We start from the raw sequence: 14219 nt of genomic DNA, 5'->3' as shown, positions 1-14219 counted from the left end.
GGAGGGGGACCGGACGGTGCCCCGGTGTGCGGTACCCGATGGGTACGGCCCCGGCGGGTCACCGGCCGTCGGCGGGAGGCTGCTGCCCGCCGGAGTGCCGTCCGTCGGGAGGCTGCTCGCCGGACCGCGGCCGCTCAGGTCGCGGACCCGGCGTACCGGGGGCGGCCGCATCGGCATCCGCCGGACCCGTGCCCGCCGCGCCGGTGCCGTCCGTCGCGCCGCCCTTCCCGGCCCGGCGGCGTTCCCGTTCGGCGGCCAGGGCACGGTCGAGTTCCCGGCGGGCCCGGCGCTGGATGCCGTCGCTGTCGTGCAGCAGTTCGTCCCGCTCCTCGGGCGTGAGGCCCGTCGGCGGCGGGCCCTCGTAGGTGAGCCGGTCGTAGAGCCAGCGGCAGGCCGCGTCCTCGTCCGTGAACCGTTCGAGGACGCGGCGTTCCCCGCGTTCGTGGACGCCCACCAGCCAGGCGCTCCCCTCTGCCCGCAGGAAGTACGACTCCGTCGGACGGCGGTCGCCGGGGCAGCCGGGGATCTCGTAGTGCGCGGCCGGGACCCCCGCCGCGCGGAGGGCCTCGCACAGCTGGAACCGGTCCATGGCGTCAGTCTCCCACCGGCAACGACGCCGGGCCCGCTCACGGCGGGCCCGGCGTGCTGTGTCGTGCGGCGGGTTGTCGCGCGGAGGGTCGTCGCGCGGCGGATTCAGGTGCGGCAGGTCAGTTGATCCGCGCCAGGGTGCCGTTGCGGACCAGCTCCCCGACGGTGTGGCCGGTGACCGTCGGGCAGAAGTTGCTCGACGTCACGTACTGGGTGCCGTTGCCGGACTGCTCGAACGCCGGGGCGATCGGGCCCGCGCAGACCGTGAGATCCCTGGTCACCCGGTAGAGGTGGTAGTTGAAGGGGTAGCGCGGATCGGTCGTGTCCAGGCTGGACGGCGGGAGGGCGCGCTCCCCGTACCGGGTGCCCGCCGGGGAGAGGAACCGGCCGGCCTCGTTGCCGAAGCGGTCGACCTTCGTCCCCGCGTGGAGCACCAGCGGCGCGGCGATGGGGTTGTCCTCGGAGTCGAGCTGGAAGCCGTCCTCCGGCGGGTACTTCCAGTCGCCCTGGCCGGAGTCCAGGGTCGGGTCCCACCACTTGTTCAGGAACTCGACCGGGGTGAGGTGCCCGAACCGGTGGTAGCCATTGAGGATGTTGCCCAGGATTCCGCGGGTCGGCAGCCGGGTGGGGCCGAGCCGCCAGTCGCCGCAGAAGTACTGCGAGCGGTCGGCGTACGCGTAGGGCGGGGGCACCAGGCCGAGGCAGACGGGGCGCATGTCCGGCCGGCCGGGGCGGTCGTGCTGACCGGGCCGGTCGTGCTGACCGGGGCTGTCGTGCTCACCGGGCCGGACCGGAGCCGGCAGCGTCTGCGGCCGCTCCTCCTGCTGCGGCCGCTCACCCTGCTGCGGCCGCTCACCCTGCTGCGGCCGCTCCCCCTGCTGGGGCTGCCGTGACTGCTGCGGCGCGCTCTGGTGGTGTGCTCCGGGGCGGTGCTGCTTCGCGCTCTGCCCGTGGCCCTGCTTCCGCTTGGGCTTCGGCTTGGGCTTGGGGTTCGGCTTTCCGTGCTCCTCGGCTGCTTCCCCGGCCGGTGCTCCCGGCTGAGCCGCCGCGGCAATTCCGGCACTGCTGCCCGCCGTCGAGGGAGCGGCCGACGACACGGCCGAGCCCAGGAGCAGGGAGCCTGCCAGACCGGCCGCGGCCACCAGGCTCGCACCCCATCTGAACGATCTCACAGAACCTCCAGAAGACGTTGGTGCCCGGAGCACGCCTCGGATTCGGGCGTCGAGTCGATGAGAGCCGGGGACGGCCCTGCCCGTGGAGAGGTGACGGGAGGTCCGGCCCCGCGGAGAGGTGACGCGTGCCGATAATCACTCAAGCCGAGGACCGGGCCGGGGCCGCACCGGGACGCGGCCGTTGCACCCGGATGGCCGCGGCGCCCCACCGGGACGGACCACGCTCACGCCCGCTCCGGACCGATATGCGGCAGGGCGTGTCCGAATTCCGCCCTTGACGCTTCGTCAGCCCCGCCTCAGCATCATGCTCGCGTCAAGGATTTGTGCTCGCTCCAGTGCCCTGTGGTCACCCAGCCGCAGGGCTTCCTGTTCGTTCCGTCCTCATCCCGTTCGGAATACGGAGCCCCCATGTCAGCACGCATTCCTGGTACCGACCGCAGCCCTGCCCGAAGATCCTGGATACGCCGGGCCGCCACCGTCACCGCGGCCGCCGGCGCCCTCGCCGGGCTCGTCGTCTCGGCCCCCGGCGCCGCCGGCGCGGCGCAGCCCGCCTCCGCCGCCCGGCGGTCCGCCCTCGCCCCGCCGGACATCCCGCTCGCCAACGTCAAAGCGCATCTGAGCCAGCTGCAGTCGATCGCCACCGCCAACGGCGGCAACCGCGCCCACGGCCGCGCCGGCTACAAGGCCTCGCTGGACTACGTGAAGGGGAAGCTGGACGCGGCCGGGTTCACCACCACCGTCCAGCAGTTCACCTCCGGCGGTTCGACCGGCTACAACCTGATCGCCGACTGGCCGGGTGGCGACCCCGACCAGGTGCTGTTCGCCGGCTCGCACCTCGACTCGGTCAGCTCGGGCCCCGGCATCAACGACAACGGCTCCGGGTCGGCGGCCGTCCTGGAGACCGCCCTCGCCGTCTCCCGCGCGAACCTCCAGCCGGCCAAGCATCTGCGGTTCGGGTGGTGGGGCGCGGAGGAGCTCGGCCTCGTCGGATCCCGGTACTACGTCAACAACCTGCCGTCCGCCGAGCGCTCGAAGATTGCCGGGTACCTGAACTTCGACATGATCGGCTCGCCGAACCCGGGGTACTTCGTCTACGACGACGACCCGACGATCGAGACCACGTTCAAGGACTACTTCGCGGGGCTCGGCGTGCCCACGGAGATCGAGACCGAGGGCGACGGACGGTCCGACCACGCCCCGTTCAAGAACGTCGGGGTGCCGGTGGGCGGCCTGTTCACGGGCGCCGACTACCGCAAGACGGCCGCCCAGGCCCAGAAGTGGGGCGGTACGGCCGGACAGGCGTTCGACCGCTGCTACCACTCCTCCTGCGACACCACCACGAACATCAACGACACCGCGCTGGACCGCAACGCCGACGCCATCGCCCACGCGGTGTGGACGCTCGGCACCGGGACCACCCAGCCGGGGACGGTCTTCGAGACCACCGCGGACGTGAGCATCCCGGACAACGGCGCGGCGGTGACCTCAGCGCTGGAGGTCACGGGCCGCACGGGCAACGCGCCGTCGGCCCTCAAGGTGGGGGTCGACATCAAGCACAGCTGGCGCGGTGACCTGGTGGTCGACCTGGTGGCACCGGACGGGACCGCGTACCGGCTGAAGAACTCCAGCGGTTCGGACTCGGCGGACAACGTCATCGCCACGTACACCGTCAACGCCTCGAGCGAGGCGGCGAACGGCACCTGGAAGCTCAAGGTCCAGGACATCGCGGCCCAGGACACCGGCTACATCGACAGCTGGAAGCTCACCTTCTGACGCGCCGTCCGGCCGGTCGCGGGGCCGCGCCTCCGGGCACCGTCACGCTCGGCCGGGGCCGGGGTCCCGGGACCTGGGACCCGGGACCTGGGACCCGGGACCTGCGCTCCGGGCCCGGGAGAGCGTTCCGCCGGACCGAGCGCGGAGGAAGACCGGGGCCCGGACGCCGACAGGCGTCCGGGCCCCGGGTGCCGTGGCGGCTCGTGCGGCCGCGGCGGCACCACCCGGGCACGGAGGGGTACGGCCCGGGGATACGGACGACGCGGTGGCGGGCCGGCTCGGCACCGGCCCGCCACGGCGTCCACACGGTTGCGGCAGCCCCGTCCGCTCGGCCGCGGCTGCTCGGCCGCGCTACTCGGCCGCGTTCGCGGCCTTGATCAGTGCGGCCTTGTCGACGGCGCCGACGTAGACCCCGCCGTCCTCCGTCATCAGGGCGTTGACCAGGCGGGTGCTGAACACCGTGCCCTTGCCGAACTTCCCGCTGACCTTGTCGCCGAAGCTGTCCAGGGGCGAACCGGACGCCTCGGGGCGGGCCTTGCCGTCGCCGGACCCGCCCTTGTGGGAGCGGGCCGGGGCCTGGAGCTGGGCGATGGACGCCCAGCCCTCGCCGGTGACCTTCGGCCCGCTTCCGTCACCGGAACCGGCCGACGGGTCGAAGGGGAGGCCCAGGTCCGGAGCGGACATCCCGTCCTTCCCGGCCTTCCCGTCCTTCTCGGCCTTCTTGTCCAGGTCCCCCTCCTCGGTGACCTTGGCGCCCCGGGGCGGCGTGAAGTCGAAGGTGCCCGCGTCGGGCTTGCCGAAGTCGACCGAGGTGAAGCCCGCGTCGATGACCGGCTTGCCGCCGCTCTTCGGGGACAGCGTGAACTTCAGCGGCACGCCGTTCTCCGCGTCCACCGCGATCCGGATGGAATCGACCGTGGACTGTGCCTGCCTGGGCTGGATCACCAGCTGGTAGGCGTCCCGCCCGGCGATCTTGGCCGTGCCGTCGACCGTGACCCGGGTCGTCTTGTCCACGGCCTTCAGCGCCTGCTTCGCCATGGCCTGCGGGGTGGCCCGGTCCGGCAGTTCCCCGCGGTCGGAGTTCCCGGCTTCGGCCTTGGGCCCCTTCGCGTGGTACACCGCCTTGTCGGCCGAGGCGTACGCCCAGATCTCCTGGCCGTTGTGGACCATGGTGTACTCGTCGCCGCCGTCGATGACCGAGAGCCGGTGCTTCTCCTGCCCGTCCGCGGCGATCTTGAGGGTGTGCGACCCCGTGGCCAGCTCCATCAGCTTGGCCTGCGGGTCGAGGGCGGCGCCGTCCTTGGCGTCGCCGCCCTTGCCCCCGGCGTTCTTCATCGCGTCACCGACGAGGCCGCCGCCCGAGCCGCTGAGCATCGAGGGCAGTCCGAGGTCGGTGTCGATCTTCACCGTGCCGGAGACCTGCTGGACGTCGGAGGCGGCCATCTTGGCGATCAGCTTCTGGGCCGACACCTTCGGAAGGTCCGGGGCGCCCACACCCGCGAAGGCGGGGACGAGCCCGATCGTGAGGGCCGCCACCCCCGCCACCCCGATGACCGGGACCACGTAACGCCCGGCCCTGCGGCCCGTTTCCGTGTCGTCCCCTTCCGCTGCGCATGCGTCGCTGACCTGTGCCGGTCGCTTCCTGAGCATCTGCTCTACCTCCGTCGGTCGGCGGCGGTTGGTCGATGGCACCCGTGGGGCTCGTCTCGCGGACAGTGACACTGTGCCCGCCGCTGTTGTGCTACTAATCCCATCAAACGGACCGGGGGAAATGCGTCACCCGACGGGATCAACTCGGAGTACGCCTACAGGATGAGACGCCCCGTCCGCTCGGCGGAGCCAGTACCGCTGGGGGTGCGGAGCATCCACTAAGGGTTCCGCGCGTCCGCGGCCCGGGTGCCCGGCAACCGGGCGGCGGTGCTTACACCGCGCACGCTCTCCGTGCATCCGGCCGCGCCTTCACACTTCGGCCGCAGCGTGCCCGTACCCCGCACCCGCCGCCCGTACTCGTGCCCCGGGCCGTGCCGTCCTGCGGACGGGCGGGTTCGTCGGACGGGTGCGGTTCCGCTGGGTGCGGTGCGCCGTGCCGTCCGGTTCACCGGGATGCGGTTCTCCGGAACGCTCGGATCGCCGGAACGCTCGGTTCTCCGGACGGTGCGGCTCGCCGGGCTTCGGCCCCCGCGGGGCCGGGCCGGGGTGAGCCCGCGGTGCCCTGCTCAGCCCGCCCGGTGGACCACCGCGTCGCACAGCGCTTCGAGGGCGGCCTTCGCGGGGCCGTCCGGCAGCGGCGCCAGCGTCGCGCGCGCCTCCTCCGCGTAGCGGATGGTGTCCCGGCGGGCCTGCTCCAGCGCCGGGTGGAGGCGCAGACGGCGCAGGGCCTCGGTGTGCCGGGCGTCGTCGGTGAGGTCCCCGTCGAGCAGTTCGCACAGCTCGCGGTCGCGCGGGTCGCCGCTCGCCGCGGCCTGGGCCCGCAGGTGGAGCACCGGCAGGGTGGGGATTCCCTCGCGCAGGTCGGTGCCGGGCGTCTTGCCGGACTCGTGGCTGTCGCTGGCGATGTCGAGGACGTCGTCCGACAGCTGGAACGCGGTGCCCAGCCGCTCGCCGTACTGGGTGAGGGTGTCCACGACGGCCTCGTCCGCGCCCGCCATCATCGCGCCGAACCGGCAGGAGACGGCGACGAGCGAGCCCGTCTTGCCGGCGAGGACGTCGAGGTAGTGCTCGACCGGGTCCTGGCCGTCGCGCGGCCCGGCGGTCTCCAGGATCTGGCCGGTGACCAGCCGCTCGAACGCCTGCGCCTGGATCCGGACGGCCTCCGGACCGAGGTCGGCCAGGATGTGCGAGGCGCGGGCGAAGAGGAAGTCCCCGGTGAGCACCGCGACCGAGTTGTCCCAGTTCGCATTGGCGCTGGGCACTCCGCGCCGCACATCGGCCTCGTCCATGACGTCGTCGTGGTAGAGCGTCGCGAGGTGCGTGAGCTCCACGACCACGGCGGAGGGCACCACGCCCGGGGCGTTCGGGTCGCCGAGGTGCGAGGCCAGCGCCACCAGCAGCGGGCGGAACCGCTTCCCGCCGGCCCGGACGAGGTGCTGCGCCGCCTCCGTGATGAACGGGACGTCGCTCTTGGTGGCCTCGGTCAGGCCCTCCTCGACGGCCGCCAACGCAGCCCGGACGTCGGCTTCCAGAGCCTGGTCCCGCAAGATCAGCCCGAACGGCCCGACGACGGTCACGAGGGGTTCTCCTGTCTGCGGACGACTACGCGGAATGTCGATGTGTCGCTGTCACCAGTGGCAGCGTATCCGGTCGCCTGGCGATCACAGCGGGCGCCTGCCCCGACCGGCGCCCCTCACCCGCGCGAGCGGCACCAGGGGCGGTACCCCATACGACCTTGATCAGCATTCCGTTCATCGACACCGGGGTCCACCAGCACGGATGCACCCCTCCGCGGCGCCCCTCCGCCCGGCCCCCTCCTCAGCGTTGCGGCTCCCGGACGCCCGACCAGACACCGGTGGCAGCGGCCTCCCGCGCGAAGTCGGCGAAGTCCCTGGGCTCCCGGCCGAGCACGCGCCGGACATCGTCGGTCAGAGAGGCGTTGCGCCCGTCCAGGACCTCGGTGAAGAGGTAGGTCATCAGGGAGACGAGGCCGTCCGGCACGCCCTCGGCCGTCGCGGCGGCGGCGTACTCCGCCGCGGACACCGGGACGTAACGGACCTCCCGGCCCGCCGCCCGGCCGATCTCCCCGGCCACGTCCCGGAAGGTGAGGAGGCGGGGGCCGGTCAGTTCGTAGATCCTGCCCGCGTGCCCGTCCTCGGTCAGGGCCGCGACGGCGACGTCCGCGATGTCCCCGGCGTCGACGAAGGGCTCCGCCACGGCTCCGGCCGGCAGGGCGATCTCCCCGGACAGCACCGGCTCCAGCAGGAAGTGCTCGGTGAAGTTCTGGGCGAACCAACTGCCGCGCAGAATCGTCCAGTCGGCTCCGGACTCCCGCACCGCCCGCTCCCCGACGAGAGCCGCTTCCTCGCCGCGGCCGGACAGCAGCACCAGCCGCCGGACCCCGGCCTCCACCGCGAGCGCGGCGAAGCGGCGCACCGCGTCGGCGGCCCCGGGGACCGCCAGGTCCGGGTAGTACACCAGGTACGCCGCATCGACCCCGTGCAGCACGGGCGCCCAGGTCGCCGGAGCCTCCCAGTCGAACGGCGTCTCGGCCGACCGGGATCCGATGCGCACCGGCAGGCCGCGCTCCTCGAGGCGCTCCGCCACCCGGCGGCCGGTCTTCCCGGTGCCGCACAGGACCAGCGTCGGCTTCTTCTCGCGTTCGTCACGCGTCACGTTCTCGCGCTCACGCTCGTTCTCGTTCTCGTTCTCGTTCTCGTTCTCGTTCTCGTTCTCGTTCCGATTCATGGCTCCAGTGAAGCCGGGCCCGGTGAGACGAGCCATGGCTCAAAGGCTCGTCTGCATGCGCCGGCGTCTACACTCGGCGGCATGGACGCGCTGGCGGGGCTCCTGACCGGACCGAGGGCCCGGGGCGCGTTCCTGCTCCGGTCGATCATGGAACCGCCGTGGTGCCTCCGGATCGAGGACCGGGCCCCCCTCACCCTCGTGGCCCTGGTGAGCGGCGACGCCTGGATCGTGCCCGACGGCGCGGCCCCGGTCCGGCTGAGCCCCGGCGACATCGCGCTGGTCCGCGGCCCCGACCCGTACCGCGTGGCCGACGCCCCGGCCACCCGGCCGCAAGCGGTGATCCACCCGGGGCAGCACTGCACCACGGTGACCGGCGAACCCCTGACGGAGCTGACGGACCTCGGTGTCCGCACCTGGGGCACGGGCCCCGACGGCTCGACGGTCATGCTCACCGGCACCTACCAGATGGACAGCGAGATCAGCAGGCGGCTCCTGGCGGCGCTGCCCGCTCTGGTCGTCCTTCCCGGCGACACCTGGGACTGCCCCGTCCTCCCCCTGCTCGGTGAAGAGATCGTCAAGGACGAGCCGGGCCAGGAGGCCGTTCTCGACCGGCTGCTCGACCTGCTCCTCATCACCGGCCTCCGGGCCTGGTTCTCCCGTCCGGAATCCGACGCACCCCGCTGGTTCCGGGCGCACGGCGACCCGGTGGTGGGCCGCGCCCTGCGGCTGCTCCACAACGACCCGGCGCGGCCCTGGACGGTGGCCGCTCTGGCGTCCCGAACGGGGGTCTCCCGGGCCGCGCTCGCCCGGCGCTTCACCCGGCTCGTCGGCGAACCGCCGATCGCCTATCTGACGGGCTGGCGGCTGGCGCTCGCCGCCGATCTGCTGCGCGAACCCGACACCACGGTCGGCGCCGTGGCCCGGCAGGTCGGCTACGGCAGCTCGTTCGCGCTGAGCACCGCCTTCAAACGCGTCCATGGCATCAGCCCGCAGCAGCACCGGGTGGGCACGCCCTGAGCCGACGCCCGTGGGAGCACGGCGGACCGGCACGGGGCCGCTGACGGAACGCCTCGGCGGAGCCCGTCGGGCGCGGGACCGCGGCCCGGCACCTGCGCTGCACGCCGGGTGCCGCGCGGGGGTCGGCGCCCGGCACGGGGCCCTTCGCCGCAACCTGCCCTGACACAGGGGCCTTTCCGGGCAATTGCGAGGACTTTAGTATTCAATGCCCACCGGTCCACGGCCCGCGATCAGGCCGTAACCTGTGGAACGACCCACGGCGGACAGGAAGGCGAGGCAGCGACGATGCCCCAGCAGAGCCCGCTCGATCTTGCGCAAGGCGACCCCTTCGGCCTGCACAACCTCCCCTACGGCGTCTTCAGCACCGCCGACGAGCCGGACCGCCGCCGCATCGGCGTCCGCTACGGGAACCACGTGCTGGACGTCCACACCGCGGGCACCGCTCTCGGCTCCCCGCACTCCGATGTGCTGGCACACCCCACGCTGAACGCCCTGATGGCCGCGGGCCGTCCCACCTGGCGGGCCGTCCGGGCCGGGATCAGGACCTGGCTCGGCTACCCGGCCATCGAACCGTTTCTGCACCCGCTCTCCGACGTCACCCTGCACCTCCCCTTCGAGGTCGCCGACTACATCGACTTCTACGCGAGTGAGCACCACGCCACGAACGTCGGCCGGATGTTCCGGCCCGACAGCGAACCGCTCACCCCCAACTGGAAGCACCTGCCGATCGGCTACCACGGCCGGGCCGGCACCGTCGTCGTCTCCGGCACCCCGGTCAGGCGCCCCAACGGGCAGCGCAAGTCCCCGGCCGACACCGTGCCCGTCTTCGGCCCCAGCCGGCGGCTCGACATCGAGGCCGAGGTCGGCTTCGTCGTCGGCACCCCGACGGCACTCGGCGAAACGGTCCCGCAGTCCGCCTTCCGCGACCACGTGTTCGGCGTCTGCCTGCTCAACGACTGGTCGGCACGGGACATCCAGGCGTGGGAGTACGTGCCCCTGGGCCCGTTCCTCGGGAAGTCCTTCGCCACCTCGGTCTCCGCCTGGGTCACCCCGCTGGACGCCCTGGACGAGGCCCGCACCACCCCGCCGCCGCGCGACCACGCGCTGCTCCCCTACCTGGACGACAGCGCGCTGGAGCCCGGCGGGCTGGATCTGCGGATCACCGTGGCCATCAACGGACACCCGGTCGCCGAGCCGCCGTTCTCCACCATGTACTGGACGGCGGCGCAGCAACTGGCCCATATGACGGTGAACGGCGCGTCGCTGCGCACCGGCGACCTGTACGCGTCCGGCACCGTCAGCGGTCCCGCCGTCGAGCAGCGCGGCTGCCTGCTGGAGCTCACCTGGGGCGGCCGTGACCCGCTGGACCTGCCGGACGGCAAGCGCACCTTCCTGGAGGACGGCGACGAGGTCACCCTGACCGCCTGGGCACCGGGCCCGGACGGCGTGCGGATCGGGCTGGGCGAGGTGACGGGGCGGGTCGCTCCGGCGGTGTGACGGGCGGGGGCGTTCGGGGGGTGTGACCGGCGGGGTCTCCCGGCGTCGACCGGCCCCGGCGCTCGGGCGGTGTGACCGGCGGCCGGGCGCACCCGCGGGCGTGCCCGGCCGGGTGCGCTCCCGGGGTGCCACGGACCGCCCTCGCCACCCCGGTCACCGACCCGGACGCGGACGTCCGGGCCTTCGCTTCCCGGCGAGGATGCCTACGGGCATCGGCGCGGGTCAACGGCGCGCGACTCGGTCACGCGTACGTGGGGGCCTCATCCGTTTTCCGCCGATACGCTGGACCAACCGGCGAGACTCCAGCCCATGGGAGCACTGATGAGTGTCGAACCCGAGCGCGAGCCCGAGCCCCGGCCCGAGGCGTCGGGGCCGACATGGCCGATCCCTCCCGAGGGCGGCTGGACCGCGGACGACCTGGACCGGCTTCCGAACCTGCCTCCGCACACGGAGCTGATCGACGGGAGCCTCGTCTTCGTGAGTCCGCAGAGCAAGTTCCACATGCGGGTCCTGCGTCTGCTGGAATCCGGCCTGGTCGCGGCAGCACCACCGGAATGGGAGGTCGTCCGGGAGATGACCGTCCGGCTGGGCGAGAAGGACCGCCCCGAGCCCGACGTCATGGTGGTCCGCGCGGAAGCCGATGACGGACTCGGGCAGACCACCTACGTCCCCGGTGACGTCCTGCTCGCCGTCGAGGTGGTCTCCCCCGACTCCACGGCCCGCGACCGCAAGGCGAAACCGATCAAATACGCGCAGGCCGGCATCCGCCACTACTGGCGGGTGGAGAACGACGAGGGCCGGGCCGTCGCCTACGTCTTCGAGCTGGAGCCCGCGACCGGCGTCTACGTACCCACCGGAATCTTCCATGACCGGCTCAAGGTCTCGGTTCCCTTCACCATCGATCTCGACCTCACCGAGATCACCCCGCGCCGCAACACCAACGCCAACACATAGCCGAAAGAGGACCGACGAGCAGGCGCCCCCTCCCATCAGGCGGAGCGCCCCCTCACCGGTCCCCGATCTGCTCCAGCACCTGTCGCGGCCGGTTGGTGATCAGAGCCTCCACGCCGAGCCGGAGACACAGCTCCACGTCCTCCGGCTCGTCCACCGTCCACACATGGACCCGGTGCCCGGCCGCCCGCAGCCGGGGCACCAGCTCCGGCCGGGACCGGACCAGGTCGATGCCCGGCCCGGCGATCCGTACCCCGCGCGGCAGCGCGGCGGCCCGCCCCGGCAGCGGCCACCCGCGCTCGGTGAGCAGCACCCGCGGCAGATCGGGGGCCAGGACCGCCATCCGGCGCAGCGCGAGCCGGGAGAAGCTCATCAGCCGCACCCGGGGCGGCTCACCGGGGACGCGCCGGTCGAGCCCGAACAGCCGGAGCTGACGGACGAGTTCCTGCTCGACACGGCCCGCCCAGCGGGTGGGGTGCTTGGTCTCCACGGCCAGCGCCACGGGGCGCGGCGCGGAGGTGGCCAGGGCGAGCAGTTCGTCGAAGGCCAGCACCCGGGCCGGCTCGGCGCCCTCGCCGCGCCAGGACCCGAAGTCGAGCCGGTCCAGCTCCGCCAGGGTCATCGCGGAGACGGCGCCCCGGCCGTCGGAGGTGCGGTCGACCCGCCGGTCGTGGACACACACCAGTCTCCCGTCGGCGGTCAGCCGCACATCGCACTCCAGCGCGTCGGCTCCGTCGGCGATCGCCTGCTCGTAGGCGGCGAGGGTGTGCTCCGGGCGGTCGTGGGAGGCGCCGCGGTGGGCGACGACCTCGGCGGCCCGGTCAGGGGGCACGGCCGGGGTGCGGCGCAGGCGCTTGGGCTGTGGGAGGTTCACGGAAGCAGGCTGCCATCCGTCGGTGAACGCCCACCCAACGCCCCGTGGTGCGCGGAACGTCCCTGAATGACACGTCATGGCACGAGCGGATCGGCCCGCCGCCCCGCGCCGGGTGTGCCGGATCGGCCCGCAGCCCCGCGCCGCGTGTGCCGGATCGGCCTGCCGCCCCGCGCCCGCCTGCCGGAGCGCGCCTGCAGCCCCGGTACGCGGCGGCGCCCGGGGCCCCGCCCGGCACACGGCGGTGCCCCGGGGCTTCGACCCCGGGGCACCGCCGTCGACGGGAGCCGTCCGTGTCACCGCACGAAGACCCCCGCGTGGCTCGCCAGGTCCAGGAAGTACTGCGGGGCGACGCCCAGCGCCACCGTGACCGCGACGCCCACCCCGATGGCCGTCGTCGTCAGCGGGCTCGGCACCGCGACGGTCGGGCCCTCGGGCTTCGGCTCGCTGAAGAACATCAGCACGATCACCCGGATGTAGAAGAACGCGGCGATGGCCGAGGAGATCACACCGACGATCACCAGCGTGCCCGCGCCGCCCTCCGCCGCCGCCTTGAACACCGCGAACTTGCCGGCGAACCCGGAGGTCAGCGGGATCCCGGCGAAGGCCAGCAGGAACACCGCGAAGACCGCCGCCACCAGCGGCGAACGGCGGCCCAGCCCGGCCCACTTGGACAGGTGGGTGGCCTCGCCGCCCGCGTCCCGCACCAGGGTCACCACGGCGAACGCGCCGACCGTCACGAACGAGTACGCCACCAGGTAGAAGAGCACCGAGGAGATCCCGGTCGGGGTGGCGGCGATGACGCCCGCCAGGATGAAGCCGGCGTGCGCGATCGACGAGTAGGCGAGCAGCCGCTTCACATCGGTCTGGGTGACCGCGACGATCGCGCCGAAGAGCATGGTGAGGATCGCAACGCCCCACATCACCGGCCGCCAGTCCCAGCGCAGCCCCGGCAGCACCACGTAGAGCAGCCGCAGCAGGGCACCGAACGCCGCGACCTTGGTGGCCGCCGCCATGAAGCCGGTGACCGGGGTGGGGGCGCCCTGGTAGACGTCCGGGGTCCACATGTGGAACGGCACGGCGCCGACCTTGAACAGCAGCCCCATCAGCACCATCGCCCCGCCGATGAGCAGCAGGACGTCGTTGCCCATGGTGGTCGCGAGGACCGGGTCGATCCGCCGGACGGTGCCGTCGACGACATCGGCGATCCCGGAGTAGGTGACGGTGCCCGCGTAGCCGTAGAGCAGGGCGATGCCGAACAGCAGGAAGGCGGAGGAGAAGGCGCCGAGCAGGAAGTACTTGACGGCGGCCTCCTGGGAGAGCAGCCGCTTCCGGCGGGCCAGCGCGCAGAGCACGTACAGCGGGAGGGAGAAGACCTCCAGCGCGATGAAGAGGGTCAGCAGGTCGTTGGCGGCGGGGAAGACGAGCATGCCGCCGACCGCGAAGAGGAGGATCGGGAAGACCTCGGTGGTGGTGAACCCGGCCTTGACGGCGGCCCGTTCGGCCGGGCCGCCCGGTACGGATCCGGCCTGGGCGGTGAAGGAGTCGACCTTGTTGCCGTGCGCGGCCGGGTCGAGCCGCCGCTCCGCGAAGGTGAAGACCGCGACCAGGGAGACCAGCAGGATCGTGCCCTGGAGGAAGAGCGCCGGACCGTCGACGGCGACGGCGCCCATCGCCGAAATCCGGGACTTGCCCGTCGCGTAGCCGCCGGCGGCCAGGCCGACGACGGCGGCGAAGGCCGCGGCGAGCGCCACCACCGACAGCAGCAGCTGCGCGTAGTAGCGGCTGCGGCGCGGCAGGAACGCCTCCACGAGGACCCCGACGATGGCGGCGCCGAGCACGATCAGTGTCGGGGAGAGCTGCCCGTACTCCATGCGCGGGGCCGGGATCCGGTCCGGCGCGGCCATCGGAGTCGGGGCTTCCGCCAGGGTTGTCCACAGGCTGTGGACAGT

The 14219-nt window shown here is 73.1% G+C and carries 11 protein-coding genes; 4 read left to right on the top strand and 7 right to left on the bottom strand.

Annotated features, from left to right (window positions below; translation table 11 throughout):
• Window positions 1–58 precede the first annotated feature (58 nt).
• Together ACFYYR_RS10400 and ACFYYR_RS10395 are read right to left on the bottom strand one after the other, a co-directional pair.
• A complete protein-coding gene (locus ACFYYR_RS10400) occupies window positions 59–589 on the bottom strand; it encodes a hypothetical protein (protein ID WP_388849576.1) in 531 nt (176 codons plus the stop codon).
• A 118-nt stretch (window positions 590–707) separates the two neighbouring features.
• Window positions 708–1760 (bottom strand): glycohydrolase toxin TNT-related protein, encoded by a 1053-nt coding sequence (locus tag ACFYYR_RS10395; RefSeq protein ID WP_388849573.1) that lies wholly within the window; start codon window positions 1758–1760, stop codon window positions 708–710.
• Window positions 1761–2168: 408 nt separating this feature from the next.
• Between ACFYYR_RS10395 and ACFYYR_RS10390 the strand changes: the two genes are divergently transcribed.
• Window positions 2169–3533, top strand: a complete 1365-nt coding sequence (locus ACFYYR_RS10390; RefSeq protein WP_388849570.1) for a M28 family metallopeptidase — start codon at window positions 2169–2171, stop codon at window positions 3531–3533.
• Window positions 3534–3884: 351 nt separating this feature from the next.
• On the opposite strand, the gene ACFYYR_RS10385 is transcribed toward ACFYYR_RS10390, so the two are convergent.
• From ACFYYR_RS10385 to ACFYYR_RS10375, 3 genes are all read right to left on the bottom strand, one after another.
• Window positions 3885–5183: an outer membrane lipoprotein carrier protein LolA gene (locus ACFYYR_RS10385; protein WP_388849567.1), complete on the bottom strand. Its 1299-nt coding sequence runs from the start codon at window positions 5181–5183 to the stop codon at window positions 3885–3887.
• Window positions 5184–5749: 566 nt separating this feature from the next.
• Window positions 5750–6760, bottom strand: a complete 1011-nt coding sequence (locus tag ACFYYR_RS10380) for a polyprenyl synthetase family protein (protein ID WP_388849565.1) — start codon at window positions 6758–6760, stop codon at window positions 5750–5752.
• A 241-nt stretch (window positions 6761–7001) separates the two neighbouring features.
• Window positions 7002–7931 (bottom strand): NAD(P)H-binding protein, encoded by a 930-nt coding sequence (locus tag ACFYYR_RS10375; protein WP_388849562.1) that lies wholly within the window; start codon window positions 7929–7931, stop codon window positions 7002–7004.
• An 81-nt stretch (window positions 7932–8012) separates the two neighbouring features.
• On the opposite strand from ACFYYR_RS10375, the gene ACFYYR_RS10370 reads away from it, so the two are divergent.
• The 3 genes from ACFYYR_RS10370 (at window position 8013) to ACFYYR_RS10360 (ending at window position 11399) form a co-directional block, all read left to right on the top strand.
• Complete coding sequence (locus tag ACFYYR_RS10370; RefSeq protein WP_388849559.1) at window positions 8013–8948, top strand: AraC family transcriptional regulator; 936 nt, start codon at window positions 8013–8015, stop codon at window positions 8946–8948.
• Between the two features lie 285 nt (window positions 8949–9233).
• Window positions 9234–10445, top strand: a complete 1212-nt coding sequence (gene fahA / locus ACFYYR_RS10365; protein ID WP_388849556.1) for a fumarylacetoacetase — start codon at window positions 9234–9236, stop codon at window positions 10443–10445.
• A 321-nt stretch (window positions 10446–10766) separates the two neighbouring features.
• On the top strand, window positions 10767–11399 hold the full coding sequence (locus tag ACFYYR_RS10360; protein ID WP_388849553.1) for a Uma2 family endonuclease: 633 nt from the start codon (window positions 10767–10769) through the stop codon (window positions 11397–11399).
• 52 nt (window positions 11400–11451) lie between these two features.
• Here the strand turns inward: ACFYYR_RS10360 and ACFYYR_RS10355 are convergent, their stop codons facing one another.
• Window positions 11452–12270: a glycerophosphodiester phosphodiesterase gene (locus ACFYYR_RS10355; protein WP_388849550.1), complete on the bottom strand. Its 819-nt coding sequence runs from the start codon at window positions 12268–12270 to the stop codon at window positions 11452–11454.
• Between the two features lie 293 nt (window positions 12271–12563).
• On the bottom strand, window positions 12564–14174 hold the full coding sequence (nuoN, locus tag ACFYYR_RS10350) for an NADH-quinone oxidoreductase subunit NuoN (RefSeq protein ID WP_388850325.1): 1611 nt from the start codon (window positions 14172–14174) through the stop codon (window positions 12564–12566).
• Between the last annotated feature and the right edge of the window lie 45 nt (window positions 14175–14219).

It is taken from the genome of Streptomyces sp. NPDC001922 (assembly GCF_042891165.1).
Lineage (GTDB): Bacteria > Actinomycetota > Actinomycetes > Streptomycetales > Streptomycetaceae > Streptomyces.
This window is presented reverse-complemented; position numbering and strand designations above follow the sequence as displayed.